Below are 25743 nucleotides of genomic sequence, written 5' to 3'. Positions count from 1 at the left end.
GGAAGGCGAAGGCTCGGCGATGCCGTTCGTCCGCACCGTCGTGCCAGGAACTGAAACTTGCCCCGAAACGAACAGGTTCTTGATCCTCGCCCGATGTCGTCCGGCAATGCTTATTAGGCAGTCGTTTCAAAACAGTTCATGGAAGGGGCAACTCCTCCCTGGAGCCGGATTCCTGGCGAGCATGCCTACCGGACGGCGAGGTCACCGTTTGCCCATTGCTGCGTGATGATCTCGGCTTGTTCGGCGAACCTGCCAGCCTCGATCGCTTCACGAATGTCGCGCATCAGCTGCTGGTAATAGGACAGATTGTTCCAGGTCAGGAGCATCGCCCCAAGCGCCTCTTGCGAGCGCACCAGATGGTGCAAATAGGCCCGCGAATAGTCGCGTGCGGCCGGGCAGTCGCTTTCCTCATCGAGCGGACGCGGATCGTCGGCATGGCGGGCGTTGCGCAGATTGACCTTGCCGCGCCGTGTGTATGCAAGGCCGTGGCGCCCTGCCCGCGTCGGCATCACGCAGTCGAACATGTCGATGCCGCGCGCCACCGACTTCAAAATGTCGTCCGGGGTGCCGACGCCCATCAGGTAGCGCGGCCGGTCAGCCGGCAGCTCCGGGCAAGTGATGTCGAGCATCTCCAGCATCACCGCTTGCGGCTCGCCGACAGCCAGCCCGCCGATCGCGTAGCCCTTCAGCTCCATTGCCTTCAGCGCCTGCGCCGAGCGCAGCCGCAGATCCGGCACGTCGCCGCCTTGCACAATGCCGAACATCGCCTTGCCGGGCTGCTCGCCGAATGCCGTCTTGCAACGCTCGGCCCAGCGCAACGACAACTCCATGGCACGCTCGATCTCGTTCTGCTTGGCCGGCAGCGCTGTGCATTCGTCGAGCTGCATCTGGATGTCGGAATCGAGCAGCCCCTGGATCTCTATCGAACGCTCCGGCGACATCTCGTAGGCGCCGCCGTCGATATGCGAACGGAAGGTAACGCCGTTCTCGGTCAGTTTCCGCAGCTTCGACAGCGACATCACCTGGAAGCCGCCGCTGTCGGTCAGGATTGGATGCGGCCAGCGGGCGAATTCATGCAGGCCGCCGAGCCGCGCCACGCGCTCGGCGCCGGGTCTCAGCATCAGGTGGTAGGTGTTGCCGAGGATAATGTCCGAGCAGACGCCGCGCACCTGATCCATATACATGGCCTTCACCGTGCCGCCGGTGCCGACCGGCATGAAGGCAGGCGTGCGGATTTCGCCGCGCGGCATGGTGATTACACCACGCCGCGCCCTGCCGTCGGTCGCCAGCACCTTGAAGGTGAATGCGTTAGTCATTGAATGCGTTAGTCATTGAATTCCCTAGCCATCGAACTCTTTGTCGAATACCGGCGCGTCCGGAGCCTGCTTATCGAGTGATTGCCGGTAGCGGATGCAGCCGCGCATGAATTTCGACCACGGTGGCACGGCAATCGCCGGCTCGGTCTTTTCGGGCAAAAGCGACCAGAGGTCGGGATGATGCCAGCACAGATCATGGCCGGTGGCGTCGCGGTGTTGGCGGATTCCGGCGCGCAGTTTCCTGACCTCGGTGATCAAGGCTTCGCGGCCGAAGGTTTCCAGGTCATCGTCCATTACTATCCTCCCTGAACAGAAGACTTGCGTCTCCATAGGAATAAAACCTGTAGCGGTTCTCGATCGCATGCGCATAGGCCGCGCGCATCGTCTGCAAACCGCAGAAGGCCGAAACCAGCATGAACAGCGTCGAACGCGGCAGATGGAAATTGGTCATCAGCATGTCTGCGGTCTTGAAGCGATAGCCGGGCGTGATGAAGATGTCGGTCGGGCCTGACCATGCTGCCAGCCTGCCGTCCTCGCCAGCCGCGCTCTCCAACAAGCGCAGCGATGTCGTGCCGACGGCGATAATGCGCCCTCCTTTTGCTTTCGCCGCATTCAGCGCCTCGGCGGTTTCCGGGCTGACCGAACCGGTTTCGGCGTGCATCTTGTGGTCGGCGGTGTCGTCCGCCTTCACCGGCAGGAACGTACCGGCGCCGACATGCAGCGTGACGAAACGGCGCTCTATGCCCTTGGCGTCGAGCGTCGCAAACAGCTCCGGCGTGAAATGCAGCCCTGCCGTCGGCGCGGCCACGGCGCCCTCCTCCTTGGCATAAATGGTCTGGTAATCGCTGCGGTCGCGTTCGTCGTCGTCACGCTTGGAAGCGATGTAGGGCGGCAGCGGGATGTGGCCGACGGCATGCAGCGCCTCGTCGAGGAACGGACCTGACAGGTCGAAGCCGAGCAGCACCTCGCCACCTTCTCCCTTCTCGATCACTGTCGCGTCGAGCTGGCCGAGAAAGCAGGAATTGGCGTCATGACCGAAATGGATGCGATCGCCGGCGGCGATGCGCTTGCCCGGACGCATGAAGGCGAGCCACCGGTCGGGCGCCATCCGCATATGCAGCGTGGCTTCGACCTGCGCTGCTGCTTCGCCGCGCCGCCTGATGCCCTTCAATTGTGCCGGAATGACCTTGGTGTCGTTGAAGACCAGCACATCACCGGCCTTGAGCAGGGCCGGCAGGTCGCGCACCGTCCGGTCTTCGAGCCCCTCACCCGGCCTGACCACCAGCATCCTGGCACTGTCGCGCGGCTCGGCTGGGCGAAGCGCGATGCGCTCCTCCGGCAGATCGAAGTCGAAAAGATCGACGCGCAAGAAATCCCCGCCTCAAGGTTCCGGGCAGGTCACCGCCCAGGCGCCGACACTGTCTATGCTCAGCGTACCGCCCATTGCGAAGCTGGACTGCTCGCTGGCCTTGACCAGCCGCAATTTGGCGACGATCGAGCTGAGGCCCTCATCAGTGAGATCGATCAGCATGCGCTCGTCGTCTTCGAATGCCTGTCCAACGATGACTTTCGTTGAGCCTGCCTGTCCGTCCGTGGTCCATGTCTTGCCGCCGGCATCCAGCCACACACGAGCCACCGCAATGACGGCCGTGTGTCCCATCAAAACATCAATCGATGCCGCGCCGCCGTCGGCGCTGCAGACGATCGATTCCGTTGCCAGCGCCGGAGTGGCCGCCGCGACGAGCACAAATGCGATGGCCGCGACAGCCCGGCCGGTCATTTCACGTCGGCCGCGACCTTGAGCGACACGATCTTGTCAGGATCCTGCACCGGTTCGCCGCGCTTGATCTTGTCGACGTTGTCCATGCCTTCGATGACCTGGCCCCATACCGTGTACTGGCGGTTGAGGAAGGCGGCATCGTCGAAGCAGATGAAGAACTGCGAATTGGCCGAGTTCGGGTTCTGCGAGCGCGCCATCGAGCAGGTGCCGCGGCCGTGGTTGGTGTTGGAGAACTCGGCCTTCAGATCGGGTTTGTCGGAACCGCCAGTGCCGGCGCGCGATGGCGCGAAAGACGGCTTGTTGGAATTGCCGAACTTCACGTCGCCGGTCTGCGCCATGAAGCCGTCGATGACGCGGTGGAAGACCACGCCGTCATAGGCGCCTTCGCGCGCCAGCTCCTTGATACGGCCGACATGGCCGGGCGCCAGATCTGGAAACAATTCGATGACGACCTTGCCCTTGGTCGTGTCCATGATAAGCGCGTTCTCGCGGTCCTTGATTTCGGCCATGTCAGAAATATCCTTTTGAACAATTGGGGTTACTTGCCGTCCGCGGCGATGCGCACCTTGATCATGCGATCGGGGTCGGTCACCGTCCCGTTCTGCGCCTCGTCGCCTTTCTTGATGTGGTCCACCAGCTCCATGCCGCTGACGACATTGCCAACGATGGTGTACTGGCCATCGAGCGGCGGTGCCGGCGCGAACATGATGAAGAATTGCGAATTGGCGGAATTCGGATCGTCGGAGCGGGCCATGCCGACCACGCCGCGCTGGTAGTGCTCGGTGCTGGAGAATTCGGCCGGCAGGTCAGGAAGATCGGAGCCGCCGGTGCCGACAGCGTCGGCATTGAAGCCGCTCTTCATGTTGCCGAACTTGACGTCGCCGGTCTGCGCCATGAAGCCGTCGATGACGCGGTGAAAGGCGACGTTGTCGTAGGCGCCCTGGCGCACCAGCTTTTTGATCTGCGCGACGTGCTTCGGCGCAAGGTCGGGCCTCAGCGCGATGGTCACGTCGCCGTCCTTCAGCGTTACGATCATGGTGTTTTCCGGATCGGCGGCAAAGGCCGACACGGATGCGGTCACAAGACCGGCAAGCACGGCAAGCAAGAAGGCAAGCTTTTTCAGCTGCATGGGATCTTTCTCCGAATATCTTCGTTCATGCATGTCGTTACCCAAAGCCGGGTTCCACTTTTGGGTGACATGCATTTATTTCGCGAATTTGGCGGTGAGCGCGCCGGCCACGGCCGCCGGCACGAAGGGGCGGATGTCGCCTCCCATCGAAGCTATCTGGCGCACAAGTGTGGCGGTAATGGTGCGCACTGAAGGGCTGGCGGGCAGGAACACGGTCTGCAGCTCCGGCGCCATGGTCTCGTTCATGCCGGCCATCTGCATCTCATAGTCAAGATCGGTGCCGTCGCGCAGGCCGCGGATGATGATCGAGGCGCCATGCTTCCTGGCCGCATCGATCACCAACCCGTCGAAGGCGACTACTTTGATACGCGCACCGTCGCTGCCGAATTCCGCCTTCGCGGCCGTTTCGATCAGGCCAACCCGTTCCTCGAAGGAAAACAACGGCTTCTTGCCGGGATGGATGCCGATCGCCGCATAGATTGTATCCGCCACGGCCAGCGACGCCTTCAGCACGTCGAGATGGCCGTTGGTCAGCGGGTCGAAAGAGCCGGCATAAAGGGCGATGCGTTCGGTCATGGCAGGTGCTTCTAGCGAGCCTCTCCCCTAAAGGCAAATCCGATCGCCAGCCCGCCCCGTGAACCTTTTGGCCGACGTGAACGACAGATGAATGTGCCGCTCACAACAGCTTCACGCAGTGTTCACTAAGTTGCCGCTGCAGAAGATGAAACCAAACACCCATCTAATCGTTGTTAGGCGCAGGAGAACATGCACATGCTGATCTACATCCTCGCCACCGCAATGACCGTCGCCATGCTGATCGCTACCGTATTCGGGTTGCATCAGGAAGCACAGCGCGTCCCCGCCAAGGCCAATACCAAGCGGTTCGAAGGCTTCGGCAACCGCAAGCCTTATCGCCACTTCTAGATTGCGGGGTGTCTTCACACGCCGGCCCATAGGGCTGGCGCCGTCGTGGCAAACTCACTCGACGGTAGTATCAGGCTCCCCACCTTCGGCATCGGTGGAAGCGCCACCTTCAGCATCGACACTCTCTTCGATCTCCTCGTCGGCTTGCGGTTCTGAAATCCGCTCCACCGAAACGACCTTCTCGCCCTCTGCGGTATTGAAGATAGTAACGCCCTTGGTGGCGCGGCTGGCGAAACGAATGCCGTTGACCGGGACGCGAATTACGGTGCCGCCATCCGAAACCAGCATGATCTGATCGTCGTTGCCGACCGGGAAGGTCGCCACCAGGCGGCCGATTTCGGCCGTTTTCGAGACGTCGGTGGCGCGAATACCCTTGCCGCCACGGCCAGTCAGGCGGAAATCGTAGGACGATGAACGCTTGCCGTAGCCATATTCCGTCACCGTCAACACGAACTGCTCGTGCGCCTTGAGGAACTCATAGCGGTCGTCGGAAAGCTCCGCCTCTTCGCCGACCTCTTCATTGGTGAGCTGGATTTCTTCCTCCTCGCCGGCCGCAATGTCAGCAGCGAGCCGGCGTTCGGCCACCACCCGCTTGAGGTAGGCGGCACGTTCCGCCGGCGGCGCATCGACATGCTCGATCACCGCCATCGAGATCACCCGGTCGCCATCGGCCATCGCAATGCCGCGCACGCCGACCGAATTGCGGCTCTGGAAGACGCGTACGTCGCTGACCGGAAAGCGGATGCACTGGCCGGAACTTGCCGTCAAAAGCACGTCGTCATTGTCGGTGCAGGTCTCGACGCCGAGGATCTCGTCGCCTTCCTCGTCCAGCTTCATGGCGATCTTGCCGTTGCGGTTGACCTGGACGAAGTCCGACAGCTTGTTGCGACGTACGGTGCCGCGCGTGGTGGCAAACATGACGTCGAGCTCGCCCCAACTCGTCTCATCCTCCGGCAGCGGCATGATCGTGGTGATGCGCTCGCCCTGTTCGAGCGGCAGCATATTGATCAGCGCCTTGCCGCGCGATTGCGGGTTGCCGATCGGCAGGCGCCAGACCTTTTCCTTGTAGACGATGCCGCGCGAGGAGAAGAACAGCACCGGCGTGTGCGTGTTGGCGACGAACAGCCGGGTGACGAAATCCTCTTCCTTGGTCGACATGCCGGAGCGGCCCTTGCCGCCGCGGCGCTGCGCCCGGTAGAGCGACAGCGGCACGCGCTTGATGTAGCCGGAATGGCTGACCGTGACGACCATGTCCTCGCGCTGGATCAGGTCCTCGTCTTCCATGTCCGCCCCGCCCTCGGCGAGCTCGGTGCGGCGCGGCGTGCCGAACTCGTCGCGCACGGCGATGAGCTCGTCCTTGACGATCTGCTGGACGCGGGCGCGGGACGAGAGGATGTCCAGGTAGTCCTTGATCTCGTCGCCGATCGTGTTCAGCTCGTCGGCGATCTCGTCGCGGCCGAGCGCGGTCAGGCGCTGCAGGCGCAGTTCGAGGATGGCGCGCGCCTGCTCCTCGGAGAGATTGTAGGTACCGTCCTCGTTGATGCGATGGCGCGGGTCGTCGATCAGAAGAATCAGCGATTCCACGTCGCCCGAAGGCCAGCGCCGCTCCATCAACTGCTCGCGCGCCGTCTGCGGGTCCGGAGCGCTGCGGATCAGCTTGATGACTTCATCGATGTTGGCAACAGCGATGGCAAGGCCGACCAGCACATGGGCGCGGTCGCGCGCCTTGCGCAGCAGGAATTTTGTGCGCCGGCTGATCACCTCCTCACGGAAGGCGACGAACGCCTTCAGCATGTCGGTCAGAGTCAGCAATTCCGGCTTGCCGCCGTTCAGTGCCACCATGTTGGCGCCGAAGGATGTCTGCAGCGGGGTGAAGCGGTAAAGCTGGTTGAGAATGACATCGGCGACCGCGTCGCGCTTCAGTTCGATGACGACGCGGTAGCCCTGCCGGTCGCTCTCGTCGCGAATGTCGGAAATGCCCTCGATGCGCTTGTCGCGCACCAGCTCGGCCATCTTCTCGATCATCGACGCCTTGTTCACCTGATAGGGAACCTCGGTGATGACGATCGATTCCCGATCGTTGCCGCGCGCCTCGACGTTGACGCGGCCGCGCATGACGATGGAGCCGCGGCCGGTCGAATAGGCGCTGTAGATACCGGAACGGCCAAGCACGATGCCGCCGGTCGGGAAATCCGGTCCCGGAATGATCTCCATCAGCGCCGGAAGGTCGATCGCCGGATTATCGATGAGGGCAATGGCGCCGTTGCAGACCTCGCCCAGATTGTGCGGCGGGATGTTGGTGGCCATGCCGACGGCGATACCGCCGGAGCCGTTGACCAACAGGTTCGGGAAGCGCGCCGGCAGGACTTTCGGTTCGCTGCCGGACGCATCGTAAGTGTCCTGGAAATCGACTGTGTCCTTGTCGATGTCTTCCAGCAACTCATGCGCGACCTTGGTCAGCCGCGATTCCGTGTAGCGCATCGCCGCCGGCGGATCGCCGTCGATCGAGCCGAAATTGCCCTGCCCGTCGATCAGCGGCACGCGCAGCGACCAATCCTGCGCCATGCGCACCAAAGCGTCGTAGATCGAGGCGTCGCCATGCGGATGGTATTTACCCATCACGTCGGCGACCGGGCGTGCCGATTTCACATATTTGCGGTTCCAGTGATAGCCGCTCTCATAGGCGGCGTAGAGGATGCGGCGATGCACCGGCTTGAGGCCATCGCGCACGTCCGGCAGCGCGCGGCTGACGATCACGCTCATGGCGTAATCGAGATAGGAGCGCTGCATCTCCTCGATGATGGATATCGGCTCGATGCCGGTGGGGCCGCCGTCGGCGCCGCGCGGTGTCTTTTGGTCGGTCAAATCGGATCACAATCTAATCAGGAATCACTTGGTGCTTATATAGGAAGCCAGCCTGAAACTCCAACAATCGCGGCAGTTTTCCAGTGTGGTTTTTAGCGGCAAATTCAAAAGGATAAACCAATTGCGACGATATGGCCGTGGCACCCTTTCACGGGCGTCGCCGGCGGGCGCGATAAGTACCCGGCGCCTCGCCCATCAGCCGCCGGAAACGACGATTGAAGGTTGATAGATCGTTGAATCCCGCCGAAAAGGCAATCGCCGAAATCGTCTGATCCGACGTCCGGAGCCGCACGGCTGCCCTGTGCAGCCGCGCTCTCAGCAGGAATTGGTAGGGCGTCATACCGGCGACGTGCCGGAAGGTGCGCAGGAAATGGTAAGGGCTGGTGGCGGTCTCGTCGGCGAGTTCGGCAAGCGAGATCGGCCGGTCGGCATCGACTTCGATGCGCCGCACCGCTTCGGCAACACGCTTCTGGTCACGGCGGCTCGGCGTCCGTCCCCGATCCGTGGCGCTGCAAGCCGCTGTCACCGCGGCACCGGCAATGCGCAGGGCGAGTTCCTCGAACGCGCCGGTGTCGGCCATCTCGCGCGCCGCCTCCGCTTCGGCAAGCAGCGGCACCAGCGCCGGCAAGGGCGGCAGGCGCGGCGTGCCGAAATCGAGCGTCTTCGTGCCCGGCACGTCGGCGACGATCCGCTCCATATAGGCCGGTCCGAAATGGAAGGAGAGGCAGCGGTCGCCGGCGCCATGCTCGTGACCGCATTCATAGCATGTGCCGGGATTGCCGAGCAGGAGCGCGCCCGGCGCCAGCATCGCCGTGCCCTCGCGCGCACGATAGCGGAAGGTGCCGTTGGTTACGGCGGCAACGCAGAAATCCCGATGCTCCTCCTCGAATGGCCTGTCGGCGGCGCTGGCGGTGCAGATGACATCCGACACCTGCCAGCCTCGGCCCGACGCCAGCCTGTGCGCGCTCGTCGTCATCGCCGAAACATAGCAACTTTTCCCAAGCGCAGAACCCCTGTGAGCCTCTATGCTTGCCGGTCTCCTGACAAGATGAGAGCGAAGCCATGTCCAATTCCTTTGCCAAGGCCCTGCACAGCGGTGGGCCCGTACCGGCCCTTGCCGAGAAACTGAATCTTTATGGCCGCTTCATCGGCGCCTGGACGTTCGACGCCACGCGCCATCTCGAGGACGGTCAGGTGCTGACCGGGCGCGGCGAAGTGCATTTCGGCTGGGTGCTCGAAGGCCGCGCGATCCAGGACGTATGGATCCTGCCTGCCCGTGACGCCGGCCCCTCGCCCTCGCTCGGCAAATGGACCTTCTATGGCACGACGTTGCGCGTCTACGATCCCGGCGTTGACGCCTGGCACATCTTCTGGAGCGATCCGCGCAATCAGTACTACAGCCGCCAGCTCGGCCGTGCCGAGGGCGACACCATCATCCAGCAAGGCGCAGACGGCACCGGATCTGCTGTGCGCTGGAGCTTTTCGCGCATCACCGAAAATTCGTTCCGCTGGCTGGGCGAACGCTCACAGGACGACGGCGCCACCTGGCGTCTCGAAGTCGAGTTTCTGGCGCGCCGGGCCGTCAGCCCCTGATCCGCACGGTTTCCACTGGCTCCGCTTTGCTCTACCAATCCCGTTATCCGGCTTTGCCGGCGGGGAGGGTCAGCATGCCGAGCTTCGACAGCCTGTTCAACGCCTTCGTCACCATACTGGTGACGATCGATCCGCCCGGCCTGGCGCCGCTCTTCCTCGCCGTGACCCGCGGCATGAACCGCGAGGAGCGCAACCAGGTCTCCGTGCGCGCCTCGGTCATCGCCTTCCTGGTAATGGCGTTGTTCGCAATCGCCGGCGCGTCGATCCTGTCAGTCTTCGGCATCACTCTGCCGGCCTTCCGCGTCGCCGGCGGCTTTCTGCTGTTCTTCATCGCCTTCGAAATGGTGTTCGAGCGCCGGCAGGACCGCAAGGAGAAGATCGGCGACGTCGCCATCACCAGGGACATGATCCACAACATCGCCGCCTTTCCGCTGGCGATCCCGCTTATTGCCGGTCCCGGCGCGATTTCGGCGACCGTCCTGCTCTCAAGCTCGTTTCAGGGTTTGGGGGCGCAGACAGCCCTTGTCGGCATCATCGCCATCTGCCTCGTCATCACCTACCTGGTGTTCGTGCTGTCAGAGCGCATCGACCGTATCCTCGGCCAAACCGGCCGTTCGATCCTGACAAGGCTGCTCGGCGTCATCCTGGCGGCGCTCGCCGTACAGTTCGTCGCCGACGGCATCAAGGCGCTGATGGCGACGTAGGGACAACCCTACTTCGCTGTCGTTTCAATGACTTCGAAGTCGTGGGTAATCTCGGCAGTCTTGGCCATCATTGCCGAGGCCGAGCAGTATTTGTCGATCGAAAGCCCGATCGCCCGCTTCACCTTGTCGTGTGATAGCGCCCGGCCCTTGACGACAAAATGCATGTGAATGCGGGTGAACACCCTGGGATCGGCTTCTGCACGGTCGGCATCGAGTTCGACCACGCAATCTTCGACCGCCTCGCGCCCCTTTTCGAGGATATGGACCACGTCATAGGCCGAGCAGCCGCCAGTGCCGATCAGCACCAGTTCCATTGGGCTCGGCCCCGGCGTCTTGCCCTCCGGCCCGAACGCAGTGCCTAGCACCAGCTTGTGCCCACTGGCGGACTCGCCAACGAAAGTGCGCTCCTCGACCCATTTGACCCTTGCCTTCACCTGATACGTCCTTTCACCGCTCAAACGCACAACGTCCCGAAAATCCAAGACAGATTTTCGGGACGCCATTTCGTGGCCAAGGTGCCGGCGCTTTTCGTCGCAAGGGCAGTCCGCCCCGAGAAATCAGAACGGGATTTCGTCGTCCAGCTCGCGCGACGAACCACCGCCGCCGCCCTTGTTGGCGCCACCGCGATTGAAACTTTCGCCCGGGCCGGACTGGCCGAAATCGGAACCGCGGCTCGCACCACCACCGGCATAGTTGCCGACCTGGCCGCCGCCCTCGCCCCGCGCATCGAGCATCTGCAGCTCGCCGCGGAATTTCTGCAACACGACTTCGGTCGTATAGCGGTCATTGCCGGTCTGGTCCTGCCATTTGCGCGTCTGCAGCTGGCCCTCGACATAGACCTTCATGCCCTTCTTCAGATACTGCTCGGCCACCTTGGCGATCTGGTCGTTGAAGATCACGACATTGTGCCACTCGGTCTTTTCCTTGCGCTCTCCGGATGTCTTGTCGCGCCAGCTTTCCGACGTCGCGATGCGGATGTTGACGACCGGGTCACCCGAATTCAAGCGGCGGATTTCAGGGTCCGCCCCGAGGTTGCCCACCAGAATGACCTTGTTGACGCTACCCGCCATGATACTTCTCCGCGCTCATCCGAAACCGAATTTTTGTCGCCGCACCTTACAGGCTATGGACAATCCCTGCCTGTCGTCGCTGCCTTTTCCCACAAGGTTTTTGTTCTCTTTTCGTTCTATAGGAGAGGCCCTGCACTGTCAATAGTTGTCAGTAAGAAGTAGTGTCTTGGCGTCGAATTTCCACAGACCATGGGATCGAGGCGAACGCATGAAGATGGTTGCGCACGACGATCAGCCGCAAGAAGAATGGCGGACGGGAGTAAAGACCCGCATGCATGTCTCGGCCTGCAACGGCGCAACTCAACTTTGCATATTCGAACAATGGGTCGAACCCGCGGTTGGCGCCCCGACACATTGGCACCCGGTCGAGGAAGTGCTTACCGTCATCGCTGGCAGGGCCGAGATGTGGATCGACGAAGAGCATCTCGTCTTGACTGCCGGACAGTCGCTTGTTGTTGCCGCGCACAGGCAACATGGCTTCCGAAACGTCGGCTCCGAATTGCTTCATATTCATGCTGTGCTCGCGTCACCAGTTTTCGAGGCGACGTTCAACGGATCCCCCGACATGGTGAGACGCTGGCCTCCAGCGAGTTTGTAAAACCTCGCCTGTCTTAAAAAACACCGCCTGTCTTAAAAAACACGGCTTGCCAAACCGATAAGTATTGACTTATGCTTTCGGCATGATCGAAGCAGACATTTTTCGGGCACTAGCGGATCCAACGCGTCGCGCCGTCTATGAGCGGCTCGCCGACGGCGAGATGACGGTGTCGGAACTGCGCACTGGCATACCGGTATCGCAGCCGGCGGTATCGCAACATCTCGCAGTGCTGCGCGGCGCCGGCCTCGTGGTCGAGCGCCGGGCCGGTCGCAATGCCTATTACCGCGTCGATCCGAAGGGGCTTGCGCCACTGCTCGGCTGGATCGAACGCTACCGTGCGTTCTGGCCAGAGCGCATCGAAAGACTCAAGACGGTTTTGAAGGACATGGACCAATGACCAGCCGAGGCACAGAACGCGCCGAAATGGCCGCAGACAAGATCGAGTTCGAGTGCGAGCTGCCCGAACCGCCGGAAAAGGTGTGGCGGGCGCTGACGGTGCCGGACCTGCTCGCGGCCTGGATGATGCCGAACGACATCAAGCCCGAAATCGGCAACCGCTTTGCCTTTAAAGCGCCGAATGCGCCGATCGAGTGCGAAATCCTCGACGCGGATCCCGGACGGCTGCTGCGCTATTCCTGGCGGGAGCGGCCGGCGCCCGGCGATACGCAGGTGCCGCCCGGCAGCCCCCTGGACAGCGCAATGAACGACAGCCCAGTGGACAGCATCGTCACCTTTACGCTCGACCGCACCGTTTCCGGCGGCACGCATCTGCGCATCGTCCATGATGGTTTTGCTCGGGCAGCAGTGCCGGAGATCGCGATGGCAGGCGCCGGTTGCCGGCTTTCGTTTGAAGCGCGCACTCCCAGACACAAGCAGATCGCCGCAAACACGCCGCGCCTCTTCCTGCGCGCGGCCTGAACGACAACAGTCAACGGAGAGAACCGATGAGCGGCCTTGCCAATCTGGTGCCAATGGTGATCGAGCAGTCGAGCCGCGGCGAACGCGCCTTCGACATTTTTTCGCGGCTGCTGCGCGAGCGCATCGTCTTCATCAACGGGGCGATCGACGACGGCACCTCGGCGCTGGTCTGCGCCCAGCTTCTGTCGTTGGAATCCGACAATCCCGACAAGGAGGTCTCGCTCTACATCAACTCGCCGGGTGGCGTGGTGACCAGCGGTTTCGCGATCTACGATACGATGCAGTATATCAGCTGCCCGGTCTCCACGGTTTGTATGGGCTTCGCCGCCTCGATGGCCTCGTTCCTTTTGATGGCCGGCACACCGGGGCGGCGGATCGCGCTACCCAACACCAGCATCGTGCTGCATCAGCCTCTCGGCGGTTTCCAGGGCCAAGCCTCCGATATCCAGCGCCATGCCGAGGGCATCCTTCGCACCAAGCGGCGCATGACCGATCTTTACGCCCGCCATTGCGGCCGCACCTACGAAGAAGTGGAACGCACGCTCGACCGCGACTTTTTCATGACCGCGCAGGAGGCCAAGGATTGGGGCCTCGTCGACCATGTTTTCGACACTCGCAAGCAGGCCGCATGAACGAGCCGGGCCGGCGGACGGAACTGACGCGATTGAGCGCCCGCAATTTCAGCGACATCGGTCTGGTCTTGCCGCTATCGCGGCACTATAGTCCGGCGATGACCGCCAGCCGCTCGTCCAGCCTGTTATGCCTTGCTATCGCTACCGTAGCCGGCACGAACATGCTGGTGGGTATGGCACTTGCCCAAGATAATTCGATGTCTTCGCAAAAGGGCGCCCTGCCCGGTGTGACCAGCGATTATCGCATCGCCGAGCCAGCGCCGCGGCCTGAGCCTGACGATATGGCTCCAGGCAGCGGCAACGGCACCTTCAAGATTGGCGATACCGACGTTCGGATTTCCGGTAGCATCACCATCGATGTCGCTACCGGCGGGATCAGGCCCTCCAGCCGCTAAGCTCGCCTGGTGTGAACCACAAATATTGCGCTTCAAACGAACAGCCCCGCCATTGCGTTTGCAACTGACGGGGCTTCTTGGATCTGAAATCCAAATTGCCGGGAGTGTACTGCCGGCATTTTATTTCGGATGCTTCGCGGCACTCAGCCGACGATCCGACTAGCAGTCTCTGATTTTATGGGGATCAGCAGGTCCGTTTGGCGGGCAGCGAAAACGCCTGACCCTGGCCACTTATACCTGCCGCGGCTCCAGCGACACGTGGAGCCTCAACGAACAATCCGGTGGAGTCATGCCTCTGCTCTCCTTCTGTTGGTTGCGACTGTCGTCGTCGAAGCGCTCATCGCATAACCCGCGGCGTCTCGCAGGCTAGCCCCAGGCCGCGAGGCCATCGAAAGACGGCCGGCTTCGTTGACGTCTGGAGTCTGCCCCCACGGTGCAGGGACGTCAACCTTGAATAGCCGATTACCGAAAAATGTGATCGCGAGACGTTTTGGGAAGCCGGCCCCACGGGCAGCTTTTGTCAGGAGCGTGTTCGGCCTTTGTTCTTTCCGCTTGCCCGTTCGCGCGAAAGGCGGTTAAACGCTTTGGTCGAGAGTTGTGGCGTCTCTCGAAAAGGCGGCGAAATTGCCTACATAGGGGGTGGTCGGGAAAACCCGCCCATCCCACGAATTCCAGATTCTGAGGCGGCGACCGGCGATGGCCGACCATAAATATCTCTCCATTCGCGGGGCACGCGAACACAATCTGAAGAATGTCGATCTCGACCTGCCGCGTGACAGCCTGATCGTCATGACCGGCCTGTCGGGGTCGGGCAAGTCGTCGCTTGCCTTCGACACCATCTACGCCGAGGGCCAGCGCCGCTATGTCGAGAGCCTTTCGGCCTATGCACGGCAATTCCTCGAAATGATGCAGAAGCCGGACGTCGACCAGATCGACGGCCTGTCGCCAGCCATCTCCATCGAGCAGAAGACCACCTCGAAGAACCCACGTTCGACGGTCGGCACCGTCACCGAGATCTACGATTATATGCGGCTTTTGTTCGCCCGCGTCGGTGTACCCTATTCGCCGGCCACCGGCCTGCCGATCGAGAGCCAGACGGTCTCGCAGATGGTCGACCGGGTGCTTGCAGTCGTGGAAGGCACCCGGCTGTTCATCCTGGCGCCGATGGTGCGCGGCCGCAAAGGCGAGTACCGCAAGGAGCTGCTGGAGCTGCAGAAGAAGGGTTTTCAGCGCGTCAAGGTCGATGGCGTCTTCTATGAGATCGCCGACGTGCCGGCGCTGGACAAGAAGTACAAGCACGACATCGACGTCGTCGTCGACCGCATCGTCGTGCGCGGCGATCTGGCGACGCGGCTCGCCGATTCCATCGAGACCGCGCTGAAGCTGGCCGACGGGCTGGCGGTGGCGGAATTTGCCGACAAGCCGCTCGACGCCAGCCAGACCGGCGAGGATTCGGTCAACAAATCGAAGAACGAGACGCATGAACGCATGCTGTTCTCGGAAAAGTTCGCCTGCCCGGTGTCCGGCTTCACCATTCCCGAGATCGAGCCCAGGCTGTTCTCCTTCAACAATCCGTTCGGCGCCTGCCCGACCTGCGACGGGCTCGGCAGCCAACGCGCCATTGATGCCAGCCTGGTCGTGCCCGACGAGAATGTCTCGCTGCGCGCCGGCGCCGTCAGCCCTTGGGCGAAGTCGAGCTCGCCCTACTATGCGCAGACGCTGGAAGCGCTGGGCGTTGCCTATGGCTTCAAGCTCGGCGACAAGTTCAAGGATTTGAGCGAGGAGGCAAAGCAAGCCGTCCTGCACGGCACCGGCGAGCGCGAAATCACCTTCCATTACGATGACGGCCTGCGCTCCTACAAGACGACGAAAACCTTCGAGGGCGTCATCCCCAACCTCGAGCGCCGCTGGAAGGAAACCGAATCCGCCTGGATGCGCGAGGAGATCGAGCGCTTCATGTCGGCCACGCCCTGCCCGGCCTGCCGCGGCTATCGGCTGAAGCCCGAGGCGCTCGCGGTCAAGATCGCCGGCAAGCACATTGGCGAGGTCACCGAGCTGTCGATCCGCAAGGCCGACCAGTGGTTCACCGACCTGCCTGCATCGCTCAACGACAAGCAGAATGAGATCGCGGTGCGCGTGCTCAAGGAAATCCGCGAGCGGCTGCGCTTCCTCAACGATGTCGGTCTCGACTATCTGACGCTGTCGCGCAACTCCGGCACGTTGTCGGGCGGCGAGAGCCAGCGCATCCGGCTGGCTTCGCAGATCGGCTCCGGCCTGACCGGCGTGCTCTATGTGCTCGACGAGCCGTCGATCGGCCTGCACCAGCGCGACAATGCCCGCCTGCTCGACACGCTGAAGCATCTGCGCGACATCGGCAACACGGTCATCGTCGTCGAGCATGACGAGGACGCCATCCTGCATGCCGACTACGTCGTCGATATCGGCCCGGCGGCCGGCATCCATGGCGGCCACATCATCGCCCAGGGCACGCCGCAGCAGATCATGGCGACGCCCGCTTCGATCACCGGTAAATATCTGTCGGGCGAGCTGGAAGTGGCGACGCCGGCAGTGCGGCGTGAGGCCAAGAAGAACCGCCGGCTGAAGGTCGTCGGCGCGCGCGGCAACAATCTGAAGAACGTCACCGCCGAAATCCCGCTCGGCACGTTTACCGCCGTCACCGGCGTATCCGGCGGCGGCAAGTCGACCTTCCTGATCGAGACCCTGTTCAAGGCGGCGTCGCGCCGCATCATGGGCTCGCGCGAGCATCCGGCCGAGCATGACCGAATCGAGGGGCTGGAATTCCTCGACAAGGTCATCGATATCGACCAGTCGCCGATCGGGCGCACCCCGCGCTCCAACCCTGCCACCTATACCGGCGCCTTCACGCCGATCCGCGACTGGTTCGCCGGCCTGCCGGAGGCCAAGGCGCGCGGCTACCAGCCGGGCCGCTTCTCGTTCAACGTCAAGGGCGGCCGCTGCGAGGCCTGCCAGGGCGACGGCGTCATCAAAATCGAGATGCACTTCCTGCCCGACGTCTACGTCACCTGCGACGTCTGCCACGGCAAGCGCTACAACCGCGAGACGCTCGACGTCCTGTTCAAGGGCAAATCAATCGCCGACGTTCTCGACATGACGGTCGAGGAAGGCGTCGATTTCTTCGCCGCCGTGCCCGGTGTGCGCGACAAGCTGGAGACGCTGAAACGGGTCGGCCTCGGCTACATCCATGTTGGCCAGCAGGCAACGACTTTGTCGGGCGGCGAGGCGCAGCGCATCAAGCTTGCCAAGGAACTGTCGCGCAAGGCGACCGGCAAGACGCTCTACATTCTCGATGAGCCAACCACCGGCCTGCATTTCCACGACGTCGCCAAGCTGCTTGAAGTGCTGCACGAGCTGGTCGACCAGGGCAACACGGTCGTTGTCATCGAGCACAATCTAGAGGTGATCAAGACCGCTGACTGGGTGCTCGATCTTGGCCCCGAAGGTGGTGACGGCGGCGGCGAGCTGGTAGCGTCCGGCACGCCTGAGGACATCGTTCGCGAAAAACGCAGCTATACCGGGCAGTTCCTGAGGGAATTGCTGGAGCGGCGCCCCGGAGGCAAGCGCGAAGCGGCGGAGTGATGGCAAAGAACGGTCTCATCACGGTCCAAAGCCGCTTCGGCGTGGCCGAAACGATCGATCGCCTGGTCGGGACTGTGGAACGTGCAGGATTGCTGGTCTTCGCCCGCATTGACCACGCCGCCGGTGCGCGCAGTGTCGAAGCTTCTCTGCGTCCGACCCAGCTTCTGATTTTTGGCAACCCGAAAGGCGGCACGCCGCTGATGCAGGACCGGCAGCTTGCCGGCATCGATCTGCCGGTCAAGGCACTGGCCTGGGAGGACGAGCAAGGCAAGGTCTGGCTCTCCTACAATGACGCGCACTGGCTCGCCGAGCGCCACGGCTTGGGCGACGCCAGTCGCAATGCCGTCGCCGCGATAGCGGCCGGCATGGACAAGGTGATTGCGGCCGCTGCCGGCGCGGGCCAGTTTTGATCATGAGAGCCGCTCGGGCCGATGATCTCCCCATGGTGATCTCGCTCACCACCGACGCCTACGCGCCCTACACTGCCCTGCTCGGCGCACCGCCGATCCCCGTCACCGAGGACTATGCGCCGCGCATAGAACGCGGCGAGGTCTGGCTTTCGGAGCAGGACGGACAGCCGGCCGGCTTGATCGTTCTCGAACGACATGCGGACCATACAATGATCTTCAGCGTCGCCGTTGCGCCCGCCTTTCAGGGCAAGGGTTTCGGCATCGGGCTGCTCGACTGGGCCGAGCAACAGACGCGCTTGTGGAGCTTGCCGGAAATCCGACTCTACACCAATGCCAGAATGGAACGGAACGTTTCGTTGTATAAGGCCTACGGCTTTCGCGAAACGGGTCGCCGGCCCAATCCATATCGGCCAGGATGGACGATCGTCGACATGGCGAAAGCCGTCGAGACGACCGCCATCGCGTGATCCTTTTCTGCAAACCGGGAGGACGACCATGACTCAATCAGGAACAATCCGCGCCGGCATGGGCGGCTGGACCTTCGAGCCGTGGGACACGTCCTTCTACCCGGACAAATTGTCGAAGGCCAAGCAACTGCATTATGCCAGCCGGCAGGTGCTCACTATCGAGGTCAACGGCACCTATTATTCGAGCTTCAAGGAGCCGACCTTCGTCAAATGGGCCAACGAGGCGCCGGATGGTTTCGTCTATTCGCTGAAGGGCAACCGCTTCGTCACCAACCGCCGCGTGCTCGGCGAGGCCGGGGAATCGATCATGCGCTTCCTCGGGTCGGGCGTCGCGGCACTTGGCGACAAGCTCGGGCCGATCCTGTGGCAGTTCGCGCCGACCAAGAAATTCGACCCGGACGATTTCGAGGCCTTCCTCAAGCTGTTGCCGGAAAAGCAGGACGGCGTTGCGCTGCGCCATGCGGTCGAGGTGCGCAACGACAGCTTCGTCGTGCCGGAGTTCGCCGCCTTGGCGCGAAAGCACAAGGCCGCCATCGTCTATGCCGACCACGCCAAATATCCGGGGATTGCCGACGTCACCGGCGATTTCATCTATGCGCGGCTGCAGACCGGCAGCGACGACAATCCCGATTGCTACACGCCAAAGGCGCTCGATGAATGGGCGGCGCGCGCAAAAGCCTGGGCGGAAGGCAAGGTGCCGGCCGACCTGCCGCGTGTCGCTCCTTCAACCGACGCGCCGGTCAAGCCACGCGACGTGTTCGTCTACTTCATCACCGAGGGCAAGGTCCGCGCTCCATTCGGCGCCATCGCGCTGATGAAGCGGGTCGCAGGCTGACGCCCCCGCTGTCGGTGGTCTGCCTGGCCGGGTCCTCAATTACCGGCTATGCGGCGCGCTCGTCCGGACGCCGATCAACCCTGACAATCTCGTTGAAAGCATCGAGATCGACATAGAAGACCTTGGTGATCTCCGCGATGAGTTCGTCGTGGTCATACCCCTGCGATTTCAGAATGTTGATGGCTGTCAGGATATCGACGCGCTCCGTGAGCCGTCGTTTCTGGTAGTCCTCGACATAGCGCTCCATTGACTGGCCCTGGCTCCCAAGCACCCGAAATGTTGGACGACAACAGATCGCTGGAAGGGCTTGCGCGCAAGCGTGCCGACGCGGGCCGCGCCTTCCCCTGATCTGCCAAGTTGAAACTGGTACGGAAAGCGGCCGACTCACCAAGGCCAAGCAAAATCTAGCACGCAATCTGCAGCGCGCCAGAGTTGCAAAGTAACGGAATCAATAAGAATTCAGACAGTCAGGAATTTGCGGACGTCCGCCCGGTCGAGATCCTCGGCGGGGCCGGTATGGACGATCTGACCGCGGTCCATGATGTTGACCTCGTCGGCCAATTCCCGGCAGAAGTCGAGATATTGTTCGACCAGAAGCACGGCGATACCGGCCTGGTCGCGCAGATAGCGGATGGCGCGGCCGATGTCCTTGATGATCGACGGCTGGATGCCTTCGGTCGGCTCGTCGAGCACCAGCAGCTTCGGCCGCATCACCAGCGCCCTGCCGATGGCAAGCTGCTGCTGCTGGCCGCCGGAAAGATCGCCGCCGCGGCGCGCGAGCATCTGCTTCAGCACCGGAAACAATTCGAAGACGTGACCGGGAATGTTGCGATCGGCGCGCTTCAACGGCGCAAAACCCGATTCGAGGTTTTCCCGCACCGTAAGCAGCGGAAATATCTCCCTGCCCTGCGGCACGAATGCGATGCCCGACCGGGCGCGATCATACGCCGCGCTCCGGTCGAGCGCCTTCCCCTCGAAGGCAACGCTTCCGCTCGTCAGCCGGTGATGGCCGACGATCGATCTCATCAAACTGGTCTTGCCGACGCCGTTGCGGCCGAGCACGCAGGTGATCTTGCCGGCGCCGGCCTTCAGCGAGACGCCGCGCAGCGCCTGGGCAGCCCCGTAGTGCAGCGTGGCATTGGAGACTTCGAGCATGGTCAGCGTTTTCTCCAACGCGTGAAGAACGAAAGGTCGAAATGATGGAACGGAACGCGCCAGACCATGTTCATCTCCCCAGATAGACTTCGACGACGCGCTCGTCGGCCGAAACGAAGTCGAGACTGCCCTCGGAAAGCACCGAGCCTTCGTGCAGGCAGGTGACCTTGACGCCGAGCTCGCGCACGAAATGCATGTCGTGCTCGACGACGATGACAGAATGGTCGCGCGCGATGTCCCTGAGCAGCCGCGCGGTTTCCTCGGTCTCGGCGTCGGTCATGCCGGCAACCGGTTCGTCGACCAGCAGCAGCTTCGGATCCTGCGCCAGAAGCATGCCGATCTCGAGCCATTGCTTTTGGCCGTGGCTCAGATTGGCGGCGAGTTCGTCACGCTTGTCGCCAAGCCGAATGATGCCGAGGATGTCGTCGATCTGCCGCACGTCCGCCGCCGAGCGACGATGGAACAGTGCCGGGAAGATCGAGCGCGGGCCTTTCAGCGCCAGCATCAGATTGTCCTCGATCGTGTGGCTTTCGAAGACGGTCGGCTTCTGGAATTTACGGCCGATGCCCATCATGGCGATTTCGGCCTCGTCGTGTTTGGTCAGGTCGACCTCACCGTTGAAGAAAACTTCACCCGCGTCGGGCCGCGTCTTGCCGGTGACGATGTCCATCATCGTCGTCTTTCCGGCGCCGTTGGGGCCGATGATCGCCCGCATCTCGCCCTTGTCGAGCACCAGCGAAAGGTTGTTGATGGCGCGAAACCCGTCGAAGGAAACCGACACGCCGTCGAGATAGAGGATGGTGTTGCTCTTCGACATCAGGCCATCACTCCGCCGGCTGCGGTTCGGCGCCGGAGGCCGACCAGTCGCCCGGCCTTCTCGCCGCCGAGCGGTCGGTTTTCGGCGGCACCGGCGCATCGGGATCGATGCCGACTTCCTCGGCAACCGAGGCCGCCCGCAGCGCCTTGGCGTTGCCGCGCCAGGAATCCCACATGCCGATGATGCCCTTGGGCAGGAACAGCGTGACGGCGACAAACAGTCCGCCCAGCGCAAACAGCCAGAATTCAGGCAGCACGCCGGTGAACCAGGATTTACCGGCATTGACCAGAAGCGCGCCGATGATCGGCCCGACGATGGTGCCGCGCCCGCCGACGGCCGCCCACACCACCACCTCGATCGAATTGGACGGCTCGAATTCGCCAGGGTTGATGATGCCGACCTGCGGCACGTAAAGCGCACCGGCGATGCCGGCCATCACCGCCGACAGGGTGAATGCGAACAGTTTGACGTTCTCCGCCCGCCAGCCGAGGAAGCGTGTGCGGCTTTCGGCGTCGCGCACCGCCATCAAAAGCTTGCCGTACTTGGAACCGACGATTGCCCAGGTGACGAAGACGGCAAACGCCAGCATGACGGCGCTGGCCGCGAACAGCGCCGACCGCGTCATGTCGGCCTGCACGTTGAACCCTAGAATGTCCTTGAAATCGGTCAGGCCGTTGTTGCCGCCGAAACCCATGTCGTTGCGGAAAAACGCAAGCAGCAGCGCATAGGTCATCGCCTGGGTGATGATCGACAGGTAGACGCCGGTGACGCGGCTGCGGAAGGCAAACCAGCCGAAGACGAAGGCGAGCAGGCCGGGCACCGCAAGCACCATGATCGCGGCAAACCAGAAATGGTCGAAACCATACCAGAACCATGGCAATTCCTTGTAGTTAAGGAACACCATGAAATCCGGCAGCAGCGGATTGCCGTAGACGCCTCGCGAGCCGATCTGGCGCATCAGATACATGCCCATCGCATAACCGCCGAGCGCGAAGAAGGCGCCGTGGCCGAGCGAGAGGATGCCGCAATAGCCCCAGACGAGATCGAGCGCCAAGGCGAGCAGCGCGTAGCAGAGGTATTTGCCGGTGAGCGCAACGATATAGGACGGCACGTAAAACGCACTTGTCGGCGAGACCGCAAGATTGAGCAGCGGCACAATGATGGCGACCGCCAGCAGGATGAAGATGGTGATGGCGACACGGCGGTCGGCGCCGGCGGCAAAGAAGCGTCCCGTGATCATGCTTCCACCGACCTGCCCTTGAGCGCAAACAAGCCGCGCGGGCGTTTCTGGATGAACAGGATGATCAGCACCAGAACGACGATCTTGCCGAGCACTGCTCCGGCATAAGGTTCGAGGAACTTGTTGACGATGCCGAGCGAGAAAGCGCCGACCAGCGTGCCCCAAAGATTGCCGACACCGCCGAAAACGACGACCATGAAGCTGTCGATGATGTAGCCGCGGCCGAGATTGGGCGAGACGTTGTCGATCTGGCTGAGCGCGACACCGGCGATGCCGGCAATGCCGGAGCCGAGTGCAAACGTTAGCGCATCGACCCAAGGCGTCCTGATGCCCATCGAGGCGGCCATGCGGCGATTGGCGGTGACGGCACGCATCTGCAGCCCCCAAGGCGTGCGTTTCATCACGTAGAGCAGCACCGCGAACACGCCGAGCGCGAATACCAGGATCCAGAGCCGGTTCCAGGTCACGGCAAGCTGGCCGATATTGAACGAGCCGGACATCCAGGACGGGTTGCCGACCTCCTGGTTGGTCGGCCCGAAGATGGTGCGTACGGCCTGCTGCAGGATCAGCGACACACCCCATGTCGCCAGCAGCGTCTCCAGCGGCCGTCCATAGAGGAAGCGGATCAGCCCGCGCTCGATGACAAGGCCGACGAGCGCCGCCACCAGGAAGGCCAGCGGCAGGGCGATGACCAGCGACCAGTCGAACAGACCGGGAAAGGAATTACGGATAACCTCCTGCACGACGAAGGTCGTGTAGGCGCCGAGCATGACCATCTCGCCATGCGCCATGTTGATGACGCCCATGACGCCGAAAGTGATGGCAAGGCCAATCGCCGCCAGCAGCAGCACCGATCCAAGCGATATGCCGTACCAGATATTCTGGCCGGCATCCCACAGCGCCAGCGTCGAATTGATGTTGGCGATCGCAGCCGTCGCCGCGTCTTTCACCGCACCTTCGGAACTGGCCTCGACCGACGTGAGCAGCGACACCGCATCGCGGTCGCTGCGCGCACCGATGAGCGCGATTGCCGCCAGTTTGTCGGCCTCCGGCCTGTCGGAAACGAGAACCGACGCGGCGCGGGCCTGTTCTAGCAGCGCCTTGACGCTTGCCACGCTCTCATTGGCGATGGCGGTGTCGAGCGGCTCGATGTTTGCCGCGTCGGGCGTTTTGAACATGGTGTCGGCGGCGGCAATGCGCACGGCCGGATCCTTTGAGCCAAGCGTCAGCGTGCCCAATGCATCGCGAATGACGCGGCGCAGCGTGTTGTTGACCTTGATCTTGGTGATGTCGGCCTTGGCAGCTTCGCCCGATCTTTCGCCGGTAAGCGCATCGAGCAGCTCGATGCCGTCGCCGCTCTCCTTACCGACAAAGACCAGTGAATCGGCCTTGCGCACGTAAAGGCTGCCCTCCGCAAGCGCGGCAAGCGGCCGTTCTACGGCCGGATCGCCGGAAGCCGCAAGCTCCCGCACCACGGCTTCTATCGCCGGAAAATTGGCGGCGGTGGCGAATTTGGCGATGACCACGCGCAGATCTGCTTCGCTGGCGTTCGACGGCAGCAGCGTCCCCTGGAGAAGGAGCAGCATCAGGCCAATCGCGCGGATCAGGATCATTGGTTTCTGGTGGCTCTTGAAGATTGAATGTCGCCTCCGGGCAGGCTGGAGGAGGAGCCTGCCCGGAGGCTTGCGGGTCTGGGAGGACAGACCGGGAGGATCAGTTGGTTCCCTTGCCGCCGCATTTGCCGGTGGCAACGTTGAAGTTGCCGCAGGACAGAGGCGCGCGCCAATCGGAGATCAGGTCCTTGGAGTCAGGCAGATAGTCGGACCACTCGTCGCCCATCACCAGGCCCGGCGTCTGCGAGACGGTTTCGAACTGGCCGTCGGCCTGGATTTCGCCGATCAGCACCGGCTTGGTGATGTGATGGTTCGGCATCATCGTCGAATAACCGCCGGTCAGGTTCGGCACCGAGACGCCGACCATGGCGTCGATGACCTTGTCCGGATCGGTGGTGCCGGCCTTCTCGACCGCCTTCACCCACATGTTGAAGCCGATATAATGGGCTTCCATCGGGTCGTTGGTGGTGCGCTTGTCGTTCTTGATGAATTTGTGCCAGTCGGCGATGAACTTCGCGTTCTCGGGCGTGTCGACGCTCTCAAAATAATTCCAGGCGGCGAGATGGCCGACCAGCGGCGCGGTGTCGAGACCGGCAAGCTCTTCCTCACCAACCGAGAAGGCCATGACCGGAATGTCCTCGGCCTTGATGCCCTGGTTGCCGAGTTCCTTGTAGAACGGCACATTGGCGTCACCGTTGACGGTCGAGACGACGGCGGTCTTCTTGCCGGCCGAACCGAATTTCTTGATCGCCGAGACTTCGGTCTGCCAGTCGGAGAAGCCGAACGGCGTGTAGTTGACCATGATGTCTTCGGCGGCAACGCCTTTCGCCTTCAGGTAGGCTTCGAGGATCTTGTTGGTGGTGCGCGGGTAGACGTAGTCGGTGCCTTCGAGCACCCAGCGCTTCACCGAACCGCCATCCTCGCTCATCAGATAATCGACGGCCGGAATGGCCTGCTGGTTCGGCGCCGCACCGGTGTAGAACACGTTGCGCTCGCTTTCCTCGCCTTCGTACTGGACGGGGTAGAACAGGATGTTGTCGAGCTCGCTGAACACCGGCAGCACCGATTTGCGCGACACCGAGGTCCAGCAGCCGAACACCGCGGCGACCTTGTCCTTCGAGATCAGCTCGCGCGCTTTTTCTGCGAACAGCGGCCAGTTGGAAGCCGGATCGACGACCACCGCCTCGAGCTTCTTGCCGAGCAGGCCGCCCTTGGCATTCTGCTCTTCGATGAGCATCAGCATGGCGTCCTTCAGCGTCGTCTCCGAGATCGCCATGGTTCCCGACAGCGAATGGAGGATGCCGACCTTGATGGTGTCGTCGGCCGCCCTGGCGGGAATGCTCATCAGCAGGCCGGCGGTGACCACGCCGGCCGAAAACATTTTTGTTATTGTCGAGAAACTGCCCCTCATACTTTTAAACTCCCAAGCTGGTTAACTGCATCGGAACAGGACCATGCAACGGCTGTGCCAATCACCGGCGAAAGATCGGAGTGTTTGAGATTTCCCAGCCCTGTCAGTCGGTTAATGTATTAGCCGCAGGAGATGAACCTCCCCTGCCAGGTTTGAAATGAGAAAAGATCACTCGTATCAGCCTAAGTTTTACTCACATATAGGCCAATGCCCGAATTTTGAGCAGCATCATATGAGCGCTGGCGAGGATTGC

General features: G+C 62.4%; 29 protein-coding genes. 12 read left to right on the top strand and 17 right to left on the bottom strand.

Annotation, left to right across the window (positions count from 1 at the left end; all coding sequences use genetic code 11):
• Window positions 1–185 precede the first annotated feature (185 nt).
• The 7 genes from tgt to coaD form a co-directional block, all read right to left on the bottom strand.
• Window positions 186–1316 carry a tRNA guanosine(34) transglycosylase Tgt gene (tgt, locus tag NKI67_RS19895; protein ID WP_352568723.1) on the bottom strand — a complete coding sequence of 377 codons (1131 nt, stop codon included), beginning with the start codon at window positions 1314–1316 and terminating at the stop codon, window positions 186–188.
• Between the two features lie 24 nt (window positions 1317–1340).
• Window positions 1341–1610: a hypothetical protein gene (locus NKI67_RS19890; protein WP_352646481.1), complete on the bottom strand. Its 270-nt coding sequence runs from the start codon at window positions 1608–1610 to the stop codon at window positions 1341–1343.
• Window positions 1600–2685, bottom strand: a complete 1086-nt coding sequence (gene queA / locus NKI67_RS19885; protein ID WP_352568725.1) for a tRNA preQ1(34) S-adenosylmethionine ribosyltransferase-isomerase QueA — start codon at window positions 2683–2685, stop codon at window positions 1600–1602. The genes NKI67_RS19890 and queA overlap by 11 nt, the downstream gene beginning before the upstream one ends.
• Before the next feature lie 12 nt (window positions 2686–2697).
• Entirely contained in the window at window positions 2698–3096 is a 399-nt protein-coding gene (locus NKI67_RS19880) for a hypothetical protein (RefSeq protein WP_352568726.1), read from the bottom strand.
• Complete coding sequence (locus NKI67_RS19875) at window positions 3093–3605, bottom strand: peptidylprolyl isomerase (RefSeq protein ID WP_352568728.1); 513 nt, start codon at window positions 3603–3605, stop codon at window positions 3093–3095. Before NKI67_RS19875 ends, NKI67_RS19880 begins: the two co-directional genes overlap by 4 nt.
• Before the next feature lie 29 nt (window positions 3606–3634).
• The gene (locus NKI67_RS19870) at window positions 3635–4225 is read right to left on the bottom strand and encodes a peptidylprolyl isomerase (protein ID WP_352471695.1); all 591 of its coding nucleotides are present in this window, start codon (window positions 4223–4225) and stop codon (window positions 3635–3637) included.
• 75 nt (window positions 4226–4300) lie between these two features.
• A complete protein-coding gene (coaD, locus tag NKI67_RS19865) occupies window positions 4301–4801 on the bottom strand; it encodes a pantetheine-phosphate adenylyltransferase (protein WP_023674874.1) in 501 nt (166 codons plus the stop codon).
• A gap of 195 nt (window positions 4802–4996) precedes the next feature.
• Here coaD and NKI67_RS19860 point away from each other — a divergent pair, with 195 nt between their 5' ends.
• A complete protein-coding gene (locus NKI67_RS19860) occupies window positions 4997–5149 on the top strand; it encodes a hypothetical protein (protein WP_352646477.1) in 153 nt (50 codons plus the stop codon).
• A 54-nt stretch (window positions 5150–5203) separates the two neighbouring features.
• Here NKI67_RS19860 and gyrA read toward each other — a convergent pair whose 3' ends face one another.
• Entirely contained in the window at window positions 5204–8014 is a 2811-nt protein-coding gene (gene gyrA, locus NKI67_RS19855) for a DNA gyrase subunit A (protein WP_023674872.1), read from the bottom strand.
• 148 nt (window positions 8015–8162) lie between these two features.
• Window positions 8163–8990 carry a helix-turn-helix transcriptional regulator gene (locus NKI67_RS19850; RefSeq protein WP_352593499.1) on the bottom strand — a complete coding sequence of 276 codons (828 nt, stop codon included), beginning with the start codon at window positions 8988–8990 and terminating at the stop codon, window positions 8163–8165.
• 86 nt (window positions 8991–9076) lie between these two features.
• Here NKI67_RS19850 and NKI67_RS19845 point away from each other — a divergent pair, with 86 nt between their 5' ends.
• The gene (locus NKI67_RS19845; RefSeq protein ID WP_352646474.1) at window positions 9077–9607 is read left to right on the top strand and encodes a hypothetical protein; all 531 of its coding nucleotides are present in this window, start codon (window positions 9077–9079) and stop codon (window positions 9605–9607) included.
• 74 nt (window positions 9608–9681) lie between these two features.
• A complete protein-coding gene (locus NKI67_RS19840; protein ID WP_023674869.1) occupies window positions 9682–10311 on the top strand; it encodes a MarC family protein in 630 nt (209 codons plus the stop codon).
• Between the two features lie 8 nt (window positions 10312–10319).
• Here the strand turns inward: NKI67_RS19840 and NKI67_RS19835 are convergent, their stop codons facing one another.
• The gene (locus NKI67_RS19835) at window positions 10320–10745 is read right to left on the bottom strand and encodes an OsmC family protein (RefSeq protein ID WP_352646472.1); all 426 of its coding nucleotides are present in this window, start codon (window positions 10743–10745) and stop codon (window positions 10320–10322) included.
• A gap of 123 nt (window positions 10746–10868) precedes the next feature.
• Window positions 10869–11381, bottom strand: a complete 513-nt coding sequence (locus NKI67_RS19830; protein WP_023674867.1) for a single-stranded DNA-binding protein — start codon at window positions 11379–11381, stop codon at window positions 10869–10871.
• A gap of 208 nt (window positions 11382–11589) precedes the next feature.
• Between NKI67_RS19830 and NKI67_RS19825 the strand changes: the two genes are divergently transcribed.
• The 9 genes from NKI67_RS19825 (at window position 11590) to NKI67_RS19785 (ending at window position 19254) form a co-directional block, all read left to right on the top strand.
• Window positions 11590–11979 (top strand): cupin domain-containing protein, encoded by a 390-nt coding sequence (locus NKI67_RS19825; protein ID WP_352646470.1) that lies wholly within the window; start codon window positions 11590–11592, stop codon window positions 11977–11979.
• Between the two features lie 82 nt (window positions 11980–12061).
• A complete protein-coding gene (locus NKI67_RS19820) occupies window positions 12062–12376 on the top strand; it encodes an ArsR/SmtB family transcription factor (protein WP_352448759.1) in 315 nt (104 codons plus the stop codon).
• 26 nt (window positions 12377–12402) lie between these two features.
• Window positions 12403–12897 (top strand): SRPBCC family protein, encoded by a 495-nt coding sequence (locus NKI67_RS19815; RefSeq protein WP_352646467.1) that lies wholly within the window; start codon window positions 12403–12405, stop codon window positions 12895–12897.
• 26 nt (window positions 12898–12923) lie between these two features.
• Window positions 12924–13529, top strand: a complete 606-nt coding sequence (locus NKI67_RS19810) for an ATP-dependent Clp protease proteolytic subunit (RefSeq protein WP_352502501.1) — start codon at window positions 12924–12926, stop codon at window positions 13527–13529.
• Window positions 13526–13924 (top strand): hypothetical protein, encoded by a 399-nt coding sequence (locus NKI67_RS19805; RefSeq protein WP_352593513.1) that lies wholly within the window; start codon window positions 13526–13528, stop codon window positions 13922–13924. The genes NKI67_RS19810 and NKI67_RS19805 overlap by 4 nt, the downstream gene beginning before the upstream one ends.
• A gap of 696 nt (window positions 13925–14620) precedes the next feature.
• Window positions 14621–17542: an excinuclease ABC subunit UvrA gene (gene uvrA / locus NKI67_RS19800; protein ID WP_352646465.1), complete on the top strand. Its 2922-nt coding sequence runs from the start codon at window positions 14621–14623 to the stop codon at window positions 17540–17542.
• The gene (locus NKI67_RS19795) at window positions 17542–17952 is read left to right on the top strand and encodes a DUF302 domain-containing protein (protein WP_352593519.1); all 411 of its coding nucleotides are present in this window, start codon (window positions 17542–17544) and stop codon (window positions 17950–17952) included. The genes uvrA and NKI67_RS19795 overlap by 1 nt, the downstream gene beginning before the upstream one ends.
• The gene (locus NKI67_RS19790; protein WP_352593522.1) at window positions 17949–18419 is read left to right on the top strand and encodes a GNAT family N-acetyltransferase; all 471 of its coding nucleotides are present in this window, start codon (window positions 17949–17951) and stop codon (window positions 18417–18419) included. Before NKI67_RS19795 ends, NKI67_RS19790 begins: the two co-directional genes overlap by 4 nt.
• 28 nt (window positions 18420–18447) lie before the next feature.
• Window positions 18448–19254, top strand: coding sequence for a DUF72 domain-containing protein (locus NKI67_RS19785; protein ID WP_352646463.1), 807 nt, complete (start codon window positions 18448–18450; stop codon window positions 19252–19254).
• Between the two features lie 46 nt (window positions 19255–19300).
• Here the strand turns inward: NKI67_RS19785 and NKI67_RS19780 are convergent, their stop codons facing one another.
• The 6 genes from NKI67_RS19780 to urtA form a co-directional block, all read right to left on the bottom strand.
• Window positions 19301–19501: a hypothetical protein gene (locus tag NKI67_RS19780; protein WP_023674857.1), complete on the bottom strand. Its 201-nt coding sequence runs from the start codon at window positions 19499–19501 to the stop codon at window positions 19301–19303.
• Window positions 19502–19713: 212 nt separating this feature from the next.
• Window positions 19714–20409 carry an urea ABC transporter ATP-binding subunit UrtE gene (gene urtE / locus NKI67_RS19775; RefSeq protein WP_126041867.1) on the bottom strand — a complete coding sequence of 232 codons (696 nt, stop codon included), beginning with the start codon at window positions 20407–20409 and terminating at the stop codon, window positions 19714–19716.
• A gap of 70 nt (window positions 20410–20479) precedes the next feature.
• Window positions 20480–21226, bottom strand: a complete 747-nt coding sequence (gene urtD, locus NKI67_RS19770) for an urea ABC transporter ATP-binding protein UrtD (protein WP_023674855.1) — start codon at window positions 21224–21226, stop codon at window positions 20480–20482.
• Window positions 21227–21233: 7 nt separating this feature from the next.
• On the bottom strand, window positions 21234–22466 hold the full coding sequence (urtC, locus tag NKI67_RS19765) for an urea ABC transporter permease subunit UrtC (protein ID WP_352622614.1): 1233 nt from the start codon (window positions 22464–22466) through the stop codon (window positions 21234–21236).
• Window positions 22463–24079 carry an urea ABC transporter permease subunit UrtB gene (gene urtB, locus NKI67_RS19760; protein WP_352622616.1) on the bottom strand — a complete coding sequence of 539 codons (1617 nt, stop codon included), beginning with the start codon at window positions 24077–24079 and terminating at the stop codon, window positions 22463–22465. The genes urtC and urtB overlap by 4 nt, the downstream gene beginning before the upstream one ends.
• 100 nt (window positions 24080–24179) lie before the next feature.
• The gene (urtA, locus tag NKI67_RS19755; protein ID WP_023674852.1) at window positions 24180–25490 is read right to left on the bottom strand and encodes an urea ABC transporter substrate-binding protein; all 1311 of its coding nucleotides are present in this window, start codon (window positions 25488–25490) and stop codon (window positions 24180–24182) included.
• Window positions 25491–25743: the final 253 nt, after the last annotated feature.

The organism is Mesorhizobium sp. M0408 (assembly GCF_040321495.1).
Classification (GTDB): Bacteria; Pseudomonadota; Alphaproteobacteria; order Rhizobiales; family Rhizobiaceae; genus Mesorhizobium.
The sequence above is the reverse complement of the archived record's forward strand: the minus strand, read 5'-3'. Positions and strand labels throughout refer to the sequence as shown.